We start from the raw sequence: 16,205 nt of genomic DNA on the forward strand, positions 1-16,205 counted from the left end.
TTGGGAAATCGACGATGCCGACAATCGATCGCGACGGAGTCAGTATCTACTACGAGGTCCACGGCTCCGGCCCACCGCTGTTGCTGACTCACGGTTACTCCTCGACGAGTGGGATGTGGCAGGGCCAGATCGAGGCCTTGTCGAAGCATTACAAGCTCGTGTTGTGGGATATGCGCGGTCACGGTCAGTCCGGTTACCCTGAGGATACCGCGGCGTATAGCGAAGCGCTGACGGTCGCCGACATGGCGGCGCTGCTCGATGCGGTCGGCGCCGCCGAGGCGATCGTCGGCGGGCTCTCGCTCGGCGGCTACATGTCGCTGGCGTTCTACCGCGCCCATCCGGATCGCGTCCGCGCGCTTTTGATCATCGACACTGGCCCCGGCTTCAAGAAGGACGAGGCCCGCGAGGTCTGGAACAAGCGCGCGCATGACACCGGCGACCGCTTCGAGCGCGAGGGGCTGGCGGTGTTGAAATCGGCGAGCCGCGAGCGCTCCAGCGTCACCCATCGCGATGCGTCAGGCCTTGCACGCGCCGCCCGCGGCATGCTGACCCAGCGCGATGCCCGCGTGATCGAATCCCTGCCCGATATCAAGGTGCCGTCGCTGATCGTGGTCGGCGCCGACGATACGCCGTTCCTCGCCGCCTCCGACTACATGGCGGCCAAGATTCCCGGCGCGCAGAAGGTGGTGATCCCGGCCGCCGGCCACGCCGTCAACATCGACCAGCCGCAAGCCTTCATCGATGCCGTGCTGCCGTTCCTCGACAGCCTCGATGCCAAGGCAGGACAGAAAGCCGCTTCATGAAGACGACAGCTCTCGCCCTCGCCCTGATCGCAGGTAGCATCACGCAGGCTGCCGCGCAGCATTTGCCGCCGGTCGGCGGCCCCTACCCGCCGCCCTTCACCGAAACGCTGTCGAACAACACGCCGTTGGCATTCGGCATGGACGCAGGGGAAGCGGCGCGCGCGCTCGGCGTCCCGCTCAATTACGTCAGGGGCCGTCCGGGCGATGAAATCTTCCTCGCCTTCCGCAACATCGGCGGCAGCGGATTGTTCTACAAGAAGGACCGGCTGTTCCTGCAATTCCGCAAGGGACGGCTGGCCGGCTGGAAGGGCGACTGGGGTCACAACTGGATGTGGCAGTAGCCGCCCCGCGAACAGGTCCTCGCAACCGCTTCGTGCAACTCAAACAACCCAAACAAAAAGGGACGACCCGTGGGACAAGATATCAAACTGACGGCTTCGGACGGTTTCAAACTGGGCGGCTATCGCGCCGATCCCGCAGGCGCGCCGAAAGCGGCCATCGTCGTGATCCAGGAGATCTTTGGCGTCAATCACCACATCCGCTCGGTCTGCGATCGGCTCGCGGCCGAAGGCTATGTCGCGATTGCGCCGTCGATCTTCGATCGCATCGAACCTGACTTCACCAGCGGCTATTCGCCCGACGAAGTGACCAATGCGCGGAAGTTCGTCGCCAATCCGGATTGGGCCGCGATGCTGCGCGATACCCAGGCCGCGATCGATGCGGTGAAGGATGTCGGACCGATCGGCATCATCGGCTTCTGCCTCGGCGGCAGCATCGCTTATGCGGCGGCGACCAAGCTATCCGGCCTGTCGGCAGCGGTCGGCTATTACGGCGGCGCCGTGGTCCGCTTCGCGGATGACAAGCCCACCGTGCCGACACAGCTGCATTTCGGTGAAAAGGATGCCGGCATTCCGCTGACGGATGTCGAGACCATCAAGGCCAAGCGGCCGGAGGTCGAAGTCCACATCTATCCCGGCGCGCAGCACGGCTTTCACTGCGATGAACGAGCAAGCTATGACAAGGCCAGTGCCGACATTGCGTGGCCGCGCAGCCTGGCGTTTTTTGAGAAGCATTTGAAGAAATAGGGGCGCGGACTTCTTCGCCCGTCATTCCGGGGCGTGCGCAAGCACGAACCCGGAATCTCGAGGTTCCGGGTTCGCGTCTTCGACGCGCCCCGGAACGACGGCATAGGGGATTCTGCGCTAACTCAGTCGCCCTTGACGCCGGTTGCCTTCACGACATCGGCCCATTTCTCGTAGTCGCGGCGCAACACCTTCTCGAACGTTTCCGCCGATCCACCGACCGGCACGAGGCTGAGCGTCTCGAGCCCGGCGACGCCCTCGGGCGAGGCGATGATGCGGGCGAGCTCGTCCGAAAGCTTCTTCACGATCTCCTTGGGCGTTGCGGCGGGCACGAACACGCCGAGCCAGCCTTCAATTTCAAAACCGGGGTAACCGAGTTCGCCCATCGTCGGCACGTCGGGCAACGCCTTCCTGCGGTTCTCGCCGCCGACCGCCAGCGCCCTGAGCTTGCCCGCCTTGATTTGCGCGCTCGCCGTGGTCAGGTCCTGGAACGCCGAGGTAACCGTGTTGGCGAGCAAGTCGTTCGTGAGAGGAGCCGAGCCGCGATAGGGCACGTGGACCATGTCGATATTGGCGACCTTCTTGAGGAGTTCGCCATAGAGATGCGACGTCGTGGCGTTGCCGAAGGTGCCGTAAGGCTTGCCGGGGTTAGCCTTGGCATAATCGACCAGTTCCTTGACGGACTTGATCGGCTGCTGCTCGGGAACCACCAGAACGATGGTCGATAGCCCGGCCTGGGTGACCGGCGCGAGATCCTTGAACACATCATAGGGCAACTTCCCCATGAGGCTCGGCGCCTGAATGATCTGCGTAATGCCGACCAGCACGGTGTAGCCGTCCGGCTGCGCCTTGGCGACGAAATCATTGCCGACCACGCCGCCGCCGCCGGACTTGTTCTCGACGACGACGGTCTGCTTCCACGCCTCCTGCAGTTTATTGGCCAGCAAGCGGGCCAGCACGTCGGTCGCACCGCCCGCAGGATAGGGCACGACGAAGGTGATGCGCCGGCTCGGATAGGCATCCGCCGCCACAGCCTGATGCGAGGAGGTGCACAAGGCCGTCACGGCGATGGAAGCTAGCAATGCAGCCGCAGTCGCCGCGCGCACCACGCTGACCGGCAAGTGATAGTTCATGGTCATACTCCGGATTGCAGGCACTCGACCGACAAACCGGCGCGCCTCGTTGAACGACGGGTTTCTACATCGCTGCAGCGCAAGATGGAACATGGTTTCGAACGTATTCAGCGCATAGCGCCAATTCATCGCATCCGCACCGCTGCAGGGCCCAACAGACACGTGCGGAATCGCACGTCTGCCACCGCAAGTTAGACCGGTTCCATTCAGATTGACGCCGCGACGTGACGCGGAACGGCAGCGTCCACGTCGGCACGGAATGAATGATGAATTTTCCTGGTCAAATGCGAGGCATTTGCCTGACACGAATGCTGAGGAAGGTGCGGCGTCAAAGTGACGATACGATGATAAGAGCTTTGCGCGCTAGAACCAGCGCTCGCTGACGAGCACAGTGTCGCCCGGGCTGATCGGGCTGCCGGGCGGAACGACCAAGCGCGACGTACCTGATGCATCGGTGTGCGTGACCGTGACGCTGTCGCGGCGGGCGCGCGGCGAGAAACCGCCGGCGATCGCCACCGCGCTCTCGACCGTCATGTTGGGGACGTACGGATATTGGCCGGGTGCTGCGACCTCGCCGAGAATGAAGAAGGGACGATAGGCTTCGATCTCGACGGCGACCGACGGCTCCCTGATGAAGCCGGCACGCAGCTTTGCGGCGATCGCAGCCGCCAGCCCCGCCGTGGTGCGGCCGCGCGCCGGCACCGAACCGATCAGCGGCATCGTGATCGAACCGCCCGCGCTGACGGAATAGGTGTTGGTGAGACCTTCCTGGCCGTAGACGACGACGCGCAGCTTGTCGCCGGCATCGAGATGATAGGCCGCGTCGTGTCGCGCCGACGCGGGTTCGACATAGGCGACAGGTGCAGCCATCACGATGGGCGGCGGCGCTGCGCGTGGCGCGGAGGCGAAAGCGGTGCGAAGCGCGGCGACGGCGCCGCCGCCGGAATCGGCCACGACTGCCTGCGGCGGTGGCGGGCTGCCAGGCGAACCATAAGCCACGGAATCGAGATCACCTTGCGGCGCGACGGCAACCGGCCCGGTCGTGCTCATGCAGCCCGACAGAGCGAGCGCCGTGATGATCGCAGTGATCGGTATTCGAAACGCGCGTACAACCCGCACCGGAGCCATTCCTCAAAGCGAGACAGCTCTAGTCTTGCACCGGGTATGGTTAACAAAGGGTTTTTTGCGATCGGAGGTAGCGCAAAGGAACCTCGCTCTCCCCGCGCTTGCGGAGAGAGCAAAGAAGGCAACCGGTCAGGCAGTCACGCCGACGCCGATCGGGCACGACACGCCGGTGCCGCCCAACCCGCAATAGCCCGCCGGATTCTTGGCGAGATATTGCTGATGATAGTCCTCGGCGAAATAGAATTCGCCCGACGGCGCGATCTCGGTGGTGATGGCGCCGAGCCCTTTGGCGGCCAGCGCCTTCTGATACATCGCCTTCGACGCGTCGGCGGCCTGGCGCTGCGCATCGCCAAACGTGTAGATCGCCGAACGATACTGGGTGCCGACATCATTGCCCTGGCGCATGCCCTGCGTCGGGTTGTGACTTTCCCAGAACGTCTTCAGGAGCTGCTCATAGGAGACCTTCTTCGGATCGAACACGACCAACACCACTTCGGTATGGCCGGTGCGGCCCGAGCAAACCTCTTCATAGGTCGGATTGGGCGTATGCCCGCCGGCGTAGCCGACAGCGGTGGCATGGATGCCGTCACCGAGTTCCCAGAACGTGCGCTCTGCGCCCCAGAAACAACCGAGACCAAACACCGCCTGCTCGAGCCCGGCGGGATAGGGCGGCTGCAGCTTGCGGCCGTTGACGAAGTGCGTGGTCGCAGTCGGTATCGGGGCGGCACGGCCCGGCAACGCTTCGGCTGCGCTCGGCAACGCGGTGGTCTTGCGCATGAACAACATGGAATACCTCCAGGCGGGACATCGGCGGGCGCGACAATGCGCATCGGCCGGTTGGTCCTCTATATATGTCTTTACGCCTGACGCCGCAGCCCTGTTACACGCCCCCGAGGGCGGGGTCAGTCCCGCGAATAGCCGATCAGCGGCTTGCGAGGCCGGAACAGGATCATGAGCAGAATCCCGACCACGCCGAGCACGGCAAAAACCGGCTGATCCAGCAGGACCCTGATGACGCTGTTCCAGAGCCAGGGCGAGATACCCTCCAGCCAGGTCCGGAACGCAAGCTGGCTGGACTGATGAACATCGTTCCAGAACTGACCAAACCGGGTGAACCGCAGGGTCTGGTCGGCGACGTAACGGGCGCCGTCATAGACCATGAAGATGAATCCGCCGGCCAGCAGCAGGAGGCCAATAAGCCGGAAAAAACCGCGGATCATGCATCACCTTATATCTGTTGCCCTGAAAAAGGCCGTCTGCCAATACCGGGGGTACCCCGGAAATTCAACCTCTTCAGCATCTTACGTGCCCTTTGCACCCCGTTTTCCAGCCCCCCAAGGCAGCCGGAAAGCGTTGACGGTGCAGAACTCGCCCTCTATAAGACCCCCAATGGCGGCGGGCGCAATCCCGCCGCCGCTGTTCTTTGAGCAGCGCCGCCTTCGGGAGCATTTTGGCTTCCGTCCATGGCATCCTCAAGAACGGCTACGTCAGAACACCCTGGAAAACACAACCAGCGTCCACGCAATTTGAACGGCCGGCGCGCTCAAGGGCCGACCACCCGAGCGATGACAGCCGAAGGATAGTTGAGAACATGGCCAATACCACTTCCGCCAAGAAGGCGACCCGCAAGATTGCCCGCCGCACCATCGTCAACAAATCGCGCCGCACCCAGATGCGCGGCGCAGTCCGCACCGTCGAGGAAGCGATCAAGAGCGGCGATCGCAATGCAGCCCTGGAAGCGATGAAGCGCGCGGAACCGGAACTGATGCAGGCGGCGCAGCGCAACATCATTCACAAGAACAATGCGAGCCGGAAGGTGTCGCGCCTGACGCACGCGATCGCCAAGCTCGCGAAGTGAACCGACAGAAATCTGTATTCGTCAAAGCCCGGCTTCGCCGGGCTTTTTCTTTTTTGGTCCGTACGCACGAAACGAAGAATCCATTTCGCCGCGCGCATGCATCTGTTGAATTTTGGGCACACATAAAAAGACACGCACGGGACCGACCGTGACAATTCGATTTGTCTCATTGCTGGGCACCGGCTTACGTGTCACATTTCTCGCACCCGTAATTTTACGAGGTGGAGCTTATTGCACCGGCGTTGTCGTGCGCAGTTGCGAAAGGCGCGATCACAACGACCGTCAAATCTGACGACGGCTTCTTCCACCTCGAGGGGTTACCCTTCAAAAACAATTCCGAAAAACTTCGTCTCGCTAATCACTTATCCACATAGCGAGGACAAGCGTTTTGAAAAGCGGTCGCGGTAACCACGATTGTAACGGTTTCTTAAAAAATTTTGCGAGTGCAGCGAAAACTGTCACGCGCGGCCGCGCCGCCGGATTCTCTGCGCTGATTCAAAAACTTGGTGTGGAGTTTCGCAATTGCAGCGTTGCAACACCACGAATGAGTCCGGCAACAGAGACGAATCACGGATTGTCAGAAATCGCGCTTGGTGTATTTGTAACTCGTTCGCGACGTTCAAGGCTCTCCTGACCAGCGCGGTATGAGACCCAAGAGCGGACGTGCAAATCGGCGGCGGTGTGCGCGTTAGCGACGCTTTCCAAGCGAAGCTGAGTTGGTAACTCATAGCAATATGAGGACGGTTGTTCTGTGTCTAAATTTCCCGGCGTGGCGCTCACGTTGCAAGCGCGCTCCGGACAAGGGGAATGAGATGCTTACCGATGATGCAGCGATGGGGAACGCGGAGCTTGCGAACGTGTTGAAGACGACAGACTGAGGTACGCGGCGGCGCAGCAACGAACAAGCGGATGTTCGGTAGCAGCAGACTGGCTTTGAAAACACTGGTGATCTGATTGCTCGCCGCGCGTTCTCGCGGCGAGAGGGGGAGGTACTATGCTTTACGGAATCAACGCGACATTCGACACAGCCATTTCCATCGAGACCGCTTCAGAATCCCTGAATGCTGCAGAATCCCTGAACGACGTATTTAGCCGCCCCACGCGAGCTCCGGGTAGACCGTCGAGTACGCGCTGACCTCGCGGCAGCCTCTCACTCCCTCCCAGTCCTTGATCTGAGCTAACGGCGATTCCGCCGCACGCCCGATCTGTGTCTGGAGGTGACTGAAGCGCCACGTCGAGGTCACGTCTGGCGGGAAACCAGCAAGGCAGCTGCCAGACGATTTCGCAAAATACTTTTACTCATTCAGAAAAGTTCTCAGGCAATGACAAATATGGAACAGGATCGCTGGTCGCGCGTGAAGGGGCGGTTGCGGACGAGCGTGGGCGAGGACGTCTATACGAGCTGGTTTGCGCGCATGGATCTCGAAAGCGTGCAGGACGAAGCCGTGCATCTGTCGGTGCCGACCCGGTTTCTCAAGAGCTGGATCCAGGCGCATTACGCCGACCGTGTCCTGACCTGCTGGCAGGCAGAGATGCCGGAAGTGCACCGGATCGATCTCACCGTGCGCTCGGCGATGCGATCTGCCGCACCCGCCAAGGAAGCAACCGCGCCTGCTGATCAACGTCGCACCGAGCAGACCAATGGCCGGCACGCGCCCGAATTGCGCGCGACCGCGACCGCGCCGGTATCCGCCAGCCATGATGCGCTCGGCGGCTCGCCGCTCGATCCGCGGCTGACCTTTGCAAGTTTTGTGATCGGCCGCTCCAACACGCTGGCGCATGCCGCCGCGCGTCAGGTCGCCGAAGGACGTCGCGGCGATCCCGTGATGTTCAACCCGCTCTACATTCACGCCGGCGTCGGCCTCGGCAAAACCCATCTGTTGCAGGCGGTGACGTGGGCCGGCAATTCGGGCAGCGAGCGCAAGGTGCTCTATCTCACCGCCGAGAAATTCATGTACGGCTTCGTCGCCGCGCTGAAGACGCAGACGGCGCTGGCCTTCAAGGAAGCGCTGCGCGGCATCGACGTGCTCGTGATCGACGATTTGCAGTTCCTGCAGGGCAAGTCGACCCAGGCCGAGTTCTGCCACACGCTGAACGCGCTGATCGATGCCGGACGTCAGGTGGTGATCGCCGCCGATCGTCCGCCGTCGGATCTGGAAAGCCTCGACGACCGCGTGCGCTCGCGGCTGGCCGGTGGCCTCGTCGTGGAGATGGGTTCGCTCGGCGAAGAGCTGCGGCTCGGAATCCTCAAATCGCGCGTGGCCGCGGCCCGCGCGCATCACGCCAGCTTCGACGTGCCGGAAACGGTGCTGGATTATCTGGCGCGCACCATCACCCATAATGGCCGCGACCTCGAAGGCGCCATCAACCGTCTGCTCGCCCACTCCAAGCTCAACAACCAGCCGGTGACGCTGGAAATGGCCGAGCGCGAGGTGCGGGACCTGATCCGTCCGCAGGAACCGAAGCGGATCAAGATCGAGGACATCCAGCGGGTGGTCGCGCGGCAATACAATGTCAGCCGTTCGGACCTGCTGTCGTCCCGCCGGACCGCGAACGTCGTCCGCCCGCGCCAGGTCGCGATGTATCTGGCGAAGACGCTGACGCTGCGCTCATTGCCCGAGATCGGCCGCCGGTTTGGCGGGCGCGACCACACCACGGTGCTGCACGCCGTGCGCAAGATCGAGGCACTGGTAGCCCGGGATAATGCGCTGTCCGAAGAGGTAGAGTCACTGAAACGGCAATTGCAGGAATAGTCGGCCGGAGCTGGATCTGGCTCCTCCCAGCCTCTCCCGCCCTAATTTCAGGGGCGGGAGAATTTTTTTCTGCTGCCATTTTCTGCGGCAAAAGTGGGGAACGCGGCCCTGTCTCCCTTGCACCGGCGGCCCATCCGCGCCACCTTGCGGTCCCCCCGGGGGTTTGATCAAATCCGATCCTGATCCGGCTTTTCGGGTTTCCAATGCCGCGGCGCTGCCTTGACGGGCCGCCCGGCTTTTCCATCTCTGGCGGGTATAGCAATGAAGGTCACCGTCGAACGCGCGCAACTGCTGAAATCGCTGGGTCACGTCCATCGCGTGGTTGAGCGCCGAAATACCATCCCGATCCTCGGCAACGTGCTGGTCCGCGCCGAAAACGCCAGGCTGTCGCTGAAAGCGACCGACCTCGACCTCGAGGTGACCGAGACGCTGGCGGCGGAAACCGCGACCGGCGGCTCCACCACCGTGCCGGCCCATATGTTCTACGACATCGTCCGCAAACTGCCGGACGGCTCGCAGATCGTGCTGGAAGCCGACGGCGACCGCTCGGTGATGGCGATCCGCGCCGGCCGCTCGCGCTTCACGCTGCAGACGCTGCCCGAAAGCGACTTCCCGGATCTCGCCGCCGGCGACATGACGCATTCGTTTTCGCTTGCGGCTTCCGACGTCAAGCGGCTGATCGACCGCACGCAGTTTGCGATCTCGACCGAAGAGACCCGCTATTATCTCAACGGCATCTACCTGCACACCGCCGGCAGCGCCAAGGCCGCAACCCTGCGTGGGGTGGCGACCGACGGACATCGCCTGGCGCAGATCGATCTGGGACTGCCGTCCGGCGCCACCGGCATGCCCGGCGTGATCGTGCCGAGGAAGACGGTCGGCGAAGTACAACGGCTGATCGACGACAACGAAGCCGAGATCAAAATCGAACTGTCGCAGGGCAAGATCCGCTTCACACTCGGGAATGTGGTGCTGACCTCGAAGCTGATCGACGGAACCTTCCCGGATTACGGCCGCGTCATTCCGCAGAACAACGACAAGGAACTGATCGTCGACAAAAAGGATTTCGAGGCCGCGGTCGACCGCGTCTCGACCATTTCCAGCGAGCGCGGGCGCGCGGTGAAGCTGGCGCTGTCCGCCGGCAAGCTGGTGCTGTCGGTGACCAACCCGGATTCCGGCAGCGCCACCGAAGAACTCGAAGTCGAATACGCCTCCGACGCGCTCGATATCGGCTTCAACTCGCGCTATCTGCTCGACATCGCCGCCCAGATCGAAGGCGAAGTCGCCGTGCTGCGCCTCGCCGACCCCGGCTCGCCGACGCTGGTGCAGGACAAGGAAAACAAGGGCGCGCTGTATGTGCTGATGCCGATGCGGGTGTGAGCACTTCGGGCGAGTCGCGCACCAGCCTTCCCTCTCCCCTTGTGGGAGAGGGTGGCGCCGAACGAAGTTCGACGACGGGTGAGGGGTTCGCGCCGCAGACACCATACCATAGGCCAGTCGCCAAACGCATCCGCGGCTTCGCCAAGAAGATGCGTCACGAGCCCACCGATGCGGAATTGGCCATGTGGCGACTGCTTCGCGACCGGCGCCTCGCGCGTTTCAAATTTCGCCGCCAAGTTCCGTTCCGAAACTTTATTCTCGATTTTGTCTGCTTCGAGAAGCGGCTGATCATTGAAATCGATGGAAGTCAGCACGCATCATCGACACGCGACGAAGCGAGGGAAGCGGTCTTGATCGCCGAAGGATTTCGAATGGCGCGCTACTGGAACAACGACGTGTTGCAACGACGCTCTGCCATACTGGAGGACATTTTCGTAAAGCTTGCCGAGCGGTAAGAACCCCTCACCCGTCGCCTCACTATGTGAGGCGCCACCCTCTCCCACAAGGGGAGAGGGGAAGAAAGGCCGACGTCAATTCAGCATGACCCCCTCTCGCATCAACCGCCTGTCGCTCACGCATTTCCGCAACTACCGCGCGGGAAGCGTGCAGACGCGTGGCGATGTGGTGGTGCTGGTGGGGCCGAATGGCGCCGGCAAGACCAATTGTCTGGAGGCGATCTCGTTTCTCTCGCCCGGACGCGGCCTGCGGCGCGCGACGCTGGAGGATGTCGCCGACAACCAGGGCAATGGCTCCTGGGCAGTCTCCGCCGAGGTCGAGGGCGCGCTCGGGCTTGCCACGCTCGGCACCGGCATCGATGCGCCGGCTGCAGAAGCCACCTCCACGAGCCGGCGCTGCCGGATCGACCGTGAGCCCGTAAGTTCAGCGACCGCGTTCGGCGATCACTTACGCATGGTCTGGCTGACGCCGGCGATGGACGGGCTGTTTCTCGGCGCGGCTTCGGAGCGGCGGCGCTTCTTCGACCGGCTGGTGCTGGCGATCGACAGCGAGCATTCCAGCCGCGTTTCCGCGCTGGACCGGTCGCTGCGCTCGCGCAACCGCCTGCTCGAAGTGCGCAACTATGACGACCATTGGTGCGACGCGATCGAGCGCGAAACCGCCGAGCTTGCGGTCGCAGTCGCCGCCACGCGCGGCCAGACCGTGACGCGACTGGCGGCGATGCTGCGCGAACGTGGGCAAGCCTCCGCCTTCCCGTCGGCGCAGATCATGCTCGACGGCTGGATGGAAAACGCGCTGGTCAACGAATCCGCGACATCAGTGGAAGATCGTTACCGCGAGATCCTGCGCGCCAGCCGCGCCCGCGACGCCGCGGCCGGCCGCACGCTTGATGGCCCTCACCTCACCGACCTGCAGGTGGTCTACGCGCCGAAAAACATGCCGGCGCGCGACGCCTCCACCGGCGAACAGAAGGCGCTGCTGATCGGACTGGTGCTGGCGCATGCCACGCTGGTTGCCGAGATGACCGGCATCGTCCCGCTGTTGCTGCTCGACGAAGTCGTCGCCCATCTCGATCCCAACCGACGCAAGGCGCTGTTCGACGAACTTGCAAAGCTCGGCGCGCAGGTCTGGATGACCGGCGCCGATCCTGCGGCGTTCATCGATGTCGGCCCGACCGGTGAGATTTTCGACGTTGAATCCGGCCAGGTGAGCCGCCGCGCCTGAGGCCTGCGAACCGCCTCGCTTGAACCAAATCCCGTACTCGCCCGACTAGTTTTCGGAAGCGGCGTTAGGACGCCGGAGCCCGCGTGGCCGCGCGGCCGAAAAAGGCGCGGCAATCGATACCGGAGACGAAGAATGCCGAGAACCAAGCGCGGGATCGTCCCGGCCCGAAAGCACCTGTTGCCGCTCATCGTCCTGATCGGCGCCAGTATGCCGCTCGCGGCCAGAGCCGACAGCGGCATCGTCGACGTCCGCACGCTGCCGCGCCTGGAAGGCGCCGTGGAAGATACCTCTCGTACCCAGTCTCACAGCCTGAGCTATGGCGTTGGCAGCATTGTCGCGATCACGACGGAGGCCACCAAAAAGTTGATCGCCGCCGACGGCTGGGTGCAGTTTTTGCGGCCCCTGGACGAGAAGAGCACCACCCTGACCTTCAAAAAGGCCCAGCAAGGGCTCAGCATCCATTTCACCCAGGGGCTTGGCCGTCCCGATCAATCGGTAGTGAACTACAATTCCGACCGGATCACCTCGAACGTGCCGTTCCCACCTCAGGCGACCGGCATCGTGTTTGATCAGCACCGGCCCTATCTCGGCTGCATCGCGCCTGCCCCCTTCGATGCGACGCTGGATTTCTTCCGCAAGGAGATGGCCGCGATCGGCTGGAAACAACTCACCGCCGCTGACGTGGCCGCGCGATGGCCGAACGCGGGGTTCAACGAAACAGTCGAGAACGGCGTCCGAACCTACTACGCGCACGCCGACGGCGACGGGTTCTACCGGCAGCGGCCGGTCATGCTGACCCTGCAGCGCCGCAGCGATGGCCAGACCGGCGTGGAAATCCGGGTCGCGCTCTTCGCGCTGCCTGAGACGCTGGAAGCCGACTCAGAAATGGCCGGCTTGCCCCGGCCGAAGCCGACCAAGACTGCGAAAAGTTTGGGCGGCTCGGATTCGGTCCGCCGCCAGGTCGAGGTCGCGGTCATCGCCGAACTTCCCGCAACGCTTGCCTTCTATCGCCGCGAACTCGCCAGCCGCAACTGGACCGAAGAGACCAAGGGCGCGGTCGTCACGCCAGACAACGTCACGCTGAACTTCTCCTCTGCCGAACAGACCGCAACGCTGACGCTCGGGCGCAAATACGATCTGACGGTTGTCACGCTCGTCACGCAGATGACGGAAGCGGCGCTGGCCGCGCGCGCCAGGGCGAAGAAGGAAGCGGATGCAAGATTCATGAACGACGCGGCCGCCCTGGCCAAGCAGGTGATCGCCGCCGACGCGGCGCGGCGCGTTGCCCAAGCTACCAATCTTTCGGATGCACCGCTCCGCGCACTCGCCGACAATGCGACCCCGGTGCCGTTGCCGGAGAACGCGGAAGACGTAAAATTCGACGGCGCCGACGGCAGGCTTGAGTTCAATTCCGCTTCCAGCGTGAAGGCGGTCGCGGCTTTTTACCGCAGCTCGCTGCAGTCGCAGGGCTGGAGGGAGAGGCCCTCGGTCATCAACCAGCCCAATATGGCCGTGATGGAATTTTCCAAGGGCCGCAAGGCGCTGTCGCTCACTGCAATGCAGATGGGCCCCAAGGTCCGCGTCAGCGCCGATGGATCGGCGCTGGTGGTGGCAAACGCGGTATCCGAACGTGGGAAAGCATCGAGCGAATCGTCCAGCAAGACGGTCGACACGCTCGAGCCAGACCCGGATTCGGCGCTGCCGGTGCCGAAGCAACGTACCATGACCTCGATCGGCACCGGAAAGATGCCCGGCAGCGATGCGCCGTTCCGCAAGGAGCTGGAAGCCAGCATCCCCGCTGAGCTCAACACCGTGCTCGCTTTCTACCGCAGCGAACTCGGCAAGCGCGGCTGGCAGGAGACGGAAGGCGCCGTCGTGAAGCCCGACCGGGCTCAACTGGCGTTCACCTCTTCCGACGGGCCGGCAACGCTGAAGCTCGGCCGCAGGAACGGCGAAACCACCGTCAACCTCGCACAGAAATATCCGGCCGCCGCCTCGAAAGCCGACATCGTGCCGAAGCCGGGTCAGTCGAAGCTGATGTTCGGCAATATCGGCAAGAGCGACGCAACAATTTCGATCAACAAACAGACGATCAAGGTCGCGGCCGGCGCCGGCGGTCCGCAATCGGCCAGGCCGCCGATGATCGATCTGCCGCCAGGCAAATACCAGTATGCGCTGAAAATCGCGGGCGGGCCGGCGCGCAACAACCAGATCGAAATCGGCGCCGGCGATACCTGGGGCGTGATGATCGGCCCCGGCGGCGACGTGCTGCCGTTGCAGATGTACTGAGCGCGGGCTATCTCGGCCTGCTTGCGGACGCTCCGCTGCCGAGCAAACGGTCGATGATCGATTCGATCAAAAACACCGACGCCATTTCGGTCAGGTGCACCTGATCGATCACGGTAATGTCCCCCGCCGCATCGCCAATGCGCGTCAGGCATCCCTGCGCATTGCAGAAGACGTCCGACGCCGAGATGAATTCCGCGCCGAGCGGCTCGAGCCTGGCGCGCATGACGGCATCATAGGCGGTGGGCGGCGATGCGCTGGGCGAACGCTCCGGGATCAGCGTGCGATGGAGCATGAAATATCTGAGCACCTCGGACGGAAGCCCGCGCCGCCACATCGGCACTCCGCCGAGAATAATGACGCGGGCATTCGTCTTCTTCAGCGCGACCACCGTCTCAGCGACATTGTCGAGATGCTTTTCCCAAGTCCCGTGCAGCACCACGATGTCGGGTTCGATCTGACGCACGAGCGAAAACACCTTGTCGTTCATCGCGCGGCAATTGGGGTTGCCCGGGATGTCGGCGTTCAGCGCCGGAATGCAGGAACTGGAGGTAAGCTGCGCAATGCCGAAGTTTCGCGCCTCCTGCGCCTTGCGCAGGCCGGGCAGCAGAGCGCCGGCGGTCGAATCGCCCCACACCAGAACCAGCGGACGGCGATCACGCTCGACGCAGCTATCGGGAAACGTCGTTTCTCGGCTGAGATCGAGCATGCATTCATGGAACCGCCACTTGGAGCTCTCCGTCGTCACATTGGCCATGGCGCGGATTTCCGGCGGCAGCCGATAGTCGAAGCCGCGCCCCCAGACGACGGCAAAGCCGGCGACCGCGATCATGGCCATGCCGGCCCCGAGGCCGAACATCTTGCGCCGGCTCGGGACGCCGAAGCGGATCGGCGTTTCGACAAACCGGTACGTCGCCCAGGCCAACACCACGCTCGCGAGCAATATCAATTCGCGCTCCGGCAGCGTCAGCGGCGCGAATTTGATGATCCCGCCGAATACCAACAGCGGCCAGTGCCAGAGATAGAGCGGGTAGCTGATCAGCCCGATCCACACCAAGGGCCGGCTCGCCAGCACGGCGCGATTCACCCACGCGGCCGGCGCAGACAGAAGCAGCGCGCTGCCGGCGACCGGCAGTGCCGCCCACCAGCCGGGAAAGGCGCGGTGGCTGTCGAGCATGACGACGCTCGCCGCGATCAGCGCCACGCCGGTCCACGCGCGCCAATCGCTCGCTTTGACGCCGTGGCCGACCTTGTTCCAGCCGCAAGCCAGCGCCGCGCCGGCGAGCAATTCGAACATCCGGGTAAACGGCAAATAGAAAGCCGCAACCGGATTCGAATCGATCAGCATCACGTTGAGCGCGAAAGACGCGATGCCGAGCAGCGCAATCCCCGCAAGAATGCTCATTCGCAGCCGCACGGCGATCACCAGGAGCAGCGGCCAGAACAGATAAAACTGTTCCTCGATGCCGAGCGACCACAGATGCAGAAGCGGCTTTTTGGCGGATTCGACGTCGAAATAGCCGGACTGCAGCAGCAGCGCGATATTGGCCAAAAACGCCGCGCTGGCGAACGTGTCGCTGCCGAGCTGTGCGAAGGCTGACGGCAACATCCAGAGCCAGCCCAGCACCAATGTCGCGCAGAGCACCACGATCAGCGCCGGAAATATCCGCCGGATCCGCCGGTTGTAGAACTCGATCAGGCTGAAGCGGCCGAGTTCCAGTTCGCGCGCGATGATGCCGGTGATCAGAAAGCCCGAGATCACGAAAAACACATCGACGCCGACGAAGCCGCCCGGCGCAGCATCCGGGAAAGCGTGGAAATTCAGGACCAGCATCACCGCGACGGCCCGTAGGCCATCGACATCCGGCCGATATTTTGGCGAGGGCAAGGACAATGCAGACGAACCCGAGATCGCGACCAACGGTGGACGACGCCCATAAGCGGTCGTGCCGTCCTCTCTAGCAGGTCCGCGACGGACTACCATTTTTCCCCGCGACGGCCCGCAAAAAACAGGCGATCGAGGGAGCAAAATCGGCCTTCGAATCGCGCTTTTCGAGGCCCTCAGAATCGGCCCTTGAAGACCTTGAAAAAGTGTAAAAAACCAC

Annotated in this window: 14 protein-coding genes; 9 read left to right on the top strand and 5 right to left on the bottom strand. The window is 63.2% G+C overall.

Annotation, left to right across the window (positions count from 1 at the left end; translation table 11 throughout):
- Positions 1 to 14 precede the first annotated feature (14 nt).
- The 3 genes from CQ12_RS23365 (at position 15) to CQ12_RS23375 (ending at position 1,888) form a co-directional block, all read left to right on the top strand.
- The gene (locus CQ12_RS23365) at positions 15 to 803 is read left to right on the top strand and encodes an alpha/beta fold hydrolase (RefSeq protein ID WP_057837643.1); all 789 of its coding nucleotides are present in this window, start codon (positions 15 to 17) and stop codon (positions 801 to 803) included.
- A complete protein-coding gene (locus CQ12_RS23370; RefSeq protein ID WP_057837644.1) occupies positions 800 to 1,144 on the top strand; it encodes a hypothetical protein in 345 nt (114 codons plus the stop codon). Before CQ12_RS23365 ends, CQ12_RS23370 begins: the two co-directional genes overlap by 4 nt.
- 69 nt (positions 1,145 to 1,213) lie before the next feature.
- Positions 1,214 to 1,888: a dienelactone hydrolase family protein gene (locus CQ12_RS23375; protein WP_057837645.1), complete on the top strand. Its 675-nt coding sequence runs from the start codon at positions 1,214 to 1,216 to the stop codon at positions 1,886 to 1,888.
- Between the two features lie 122 nt (positions 1,889 to 2,010).
- Here CQ12_RS23375 and CQ12_RS23380 read toward each other — a convergent pair whose 3' ends face one another.
- The 4 genes from CQ12_RS23380 to CQ12_RS23395 all read right to left on the bottom strand — a co-directional run bounded on the left by CQ12_RS23380 (position 2,011) and on the right by CQ12_RS23395 (position 5,363).
- Positions 2,011 to 3,018, bottom strand: coding sequence for a Bug family tripartite tricarboxylate transporter substrate binding protein (locus CQ12_RS23380; protein ID WP_063799797.1), 1,008 nt, complete (start codon positions 3,016 to 3,018; stop codon positions 2,011 to 2,013).
- Between the two features lie 363 nt (positions 3,019 to 3,381).
- Positions 3,382 to 4,137 (bottom strand): polysaccharide biosynthesis/export family protein, encoded by a 756-nt coding sequence (locus tag CQ12_RS23385; RefSeq protein WP_430642254.1) that lies wholly within the window; start codon positions 4,135 to 4,137, stop codon positions 3,382 to 3,384.
- Between the two features lie 135 nt (positions 4,138 to 4,272).
- The gene (gene msrA, locus CQ12_RS23390) at positions 4,273 to 4,929 is read right to left on the bottom strand and encodes a peptide-methionine (S)-S-oxide reductase MsrA (RefSeq protein WP_057837647.1); all 657 of its coding nucleotides are present in this window, start codon (positions 4,927 to 4,929) and stop codon (positions 4,273 to 4,275) included.
- 116 nt (positions 4,930 to 5,045) lie between these two features.
- Positions 5,046 to 5,363 carry a hypothetical protein gene (locus CQ12_RS23395; protein WP_057837648.1) on the bottom strand — a complete coding sequence of 106 codons (318 nt, stop codon included), beginning with the start codon at positions 5,361 to 5,363 and terminating at the stop codon, positions 5,046 to 5,048.
- 371 nt (positions 5,364 to 5,734) lie between these two features.
- Between CQ12_RS23395 and rpsT the strand changes: the two genes are divergently transcribed.
- The 6 genes from rpsT to CQ12_RS23425 all read left to right on the top strand — a co-directional run bounded on the left by rpsT (position 5,735) and on the right by CQ12_RS23425 (position 14,103).
- Positions 5,735 to 6,001 (top strand): 30S ribosomal protein S20, encoded by a 267-nt coding sequence (gene rpsT / locus CQ12_RS23400; RefSeq protein ID WP_028347803.1) that lies wholly within the window; start codon positions 5,735 to 5,737, stop codon positions 5,999 to 6,001.
- 1,322 nt (positions 6,002 to 7,323) lie between these two features.
- A complete protein-coding gene (gene dnaA, locus CQ12_RS23405; protein WP_057837649.1) occupies positions 7,324 to 8,754 on the top strand; it encodes a chromosomal replication initiator protein DnaA in 1,431 nt (476 codons plus the stop codon).
- Between the two features lie 261 nt (positions 8,755 to 9,015).
- Complete coding sequence (dnaN, locus tag CQ12_RS23410) at positions 9,016 to 10,134, top strand: DNA polymerase III subunit beta (protein ID WP_057837650.1); 1,119 nt, start codon at positions 9,016 to 9,018, stop codon at positions 10,132 to 10,134.
- Positions 10,135 to 10,283: 149 nt separating this feature from the next.
- On the top strand, positions 10,284 to 10,589 hold the full coding sequence (locus CQ12_RS23415) for an endonuclease domain-containing protein (RefSeq protein WP_057837651.1): 306 nt from the start codon (positions 10,284 to 10,286) through the stop codon (positions 10,587 to 10,589).
- Between the two features lie 85 nt (positions 10,590 to 10,674).
- Entirely contained in the window at positions 10,675 to 11,814 is a 1,140-nt protein-coding gene (recF, locus tag CQ12_RS23420; protein ID WP_057837652.1) for a DNA replication/repair protein RecF, read from the top strand.
- A gap of 132 nt (positions 11,815 to 11,946) precedes the next feature.
- Complete coding sequence (locus tag CQ12_RS23425) at positions 11,947 to 14,103, top strand: hypothetical protein (RefSeq protein ID WP_057837653.1); 2,157 nt, start codon at positions 11,947 to 11,949, stop codon at positions 14,101 to 14,103.
- Between the two features lie 7 nt (positions 14,104 to 14,110).
- Here the strand turns inward: CQ12_RS23425 and CQ12_RS23430 are convergent, their stop codons facing one another.
- Positions 14,111 to 15,988: an acyltransferase family protein gene (locus CQ12_RS23430; protein WP_198164235.1), complete on the bottom strand. Its 1,878-nt coding sequence runs from the start codon at positions 15,986 to 15,988 to the stop codon at positions 14,111 to 14,113.
- Between the last annotated feature and the right edge of the window lie 217 nt (positions 15,989 to 16,205).

This window comes from Bradyrhizobium jicamae, from assembly GCF_001440395.1.
Taxonomy (GTDB): Bacteria; Pseudomonadota; Alphaproteobacteria; order Rhizobiales; family Xanthobacteraceae; genus Bradyrhizobium; species Bradyrhizobium jicamae.

What these genes read in the sequence shown, in the direction of transcription:
- CQ12_RS23365 (WP_057837643.1), top strand. Translation starts at nt 15, where the DNA reads ATGCCGACAATCGATCGCGACGGAGTCAGTATCTACTACGAGGTCCAC.
- CQ12_RS23370 (WP_057837644.1), top strand. Translation starts at nt 800, where the DNA reads ATGAAGACGACAGCTCTCGCCCTCGCCCTGATCGCAGGTAGCATCACG.
- CQ12_RS23380 (WP_063799797.1), bottom strand. Translation starts at nt 3,018, where the DNA reads ATGAACTATCACTTGCCGGTCAGCGTGGTGCGCGCGGCGACTGCGGCT.
- msrA (WP_057837647.1), bottom strand. Translation starts at nt 4,929, where the DNA reads ATGTTGTTCATGCGCAAGACCACCGCGTTGCCGAGCGCAGCCGAAGCG.
- CQ12_RS23395 (WP_057837648.1), bottom strand. Translation starts at nt 5,363, where the DNA reads ATGATCCGCGGTTTTTTCCGGCTTATTGGCCTCCTGCTGCTGGCCGGC.
- rpsT (WP_028347803.1), top strand. Translation starts at nt 5,735, where the DNA reads ATGGCCAATACCACTTCCGCCAAGAAGGCGACCCGCAAGATTGCCCGC.
- dnaA (WP_057837649.1), top strand. Translation starts at nt 7,324, where the DNA reads ATGACAAATATGGAACAGGATCGCTGGTCGCGCGTGAAGGGGCGGTTG.
- dnaN (WP_057837650.1), top strand. Translation starts at nt 9,016, where the DNA reads ATGAAGGTCACCGTCGAACGCGCGCAACTGCTGAAATCGCTGGGTCAC.
- CQ12_RS23415 (WP_057837651.1), top strand. Translation starts at nt 10,284, where the DNA reads ATGCGTCACGAGCCCACCGATGCGGAATTGGCCATGTGGCGACTGCTT.
- recF (WP_057837652.1), top strand. Translation starts at nt 10,675, where the DNA reads ATGACCCCCTCTCGCATCAACCGCCTGTCGCTCACGCATTTCCGCAAC.
- CQ12_RS23425 (WP_057837653.1), top strand. Translation starts at nt 11,947, where the DNA reads ATGCCGAGAACCAAGCGCGGGATCGTCCCGGCCCGAAAGCACCTGTTG.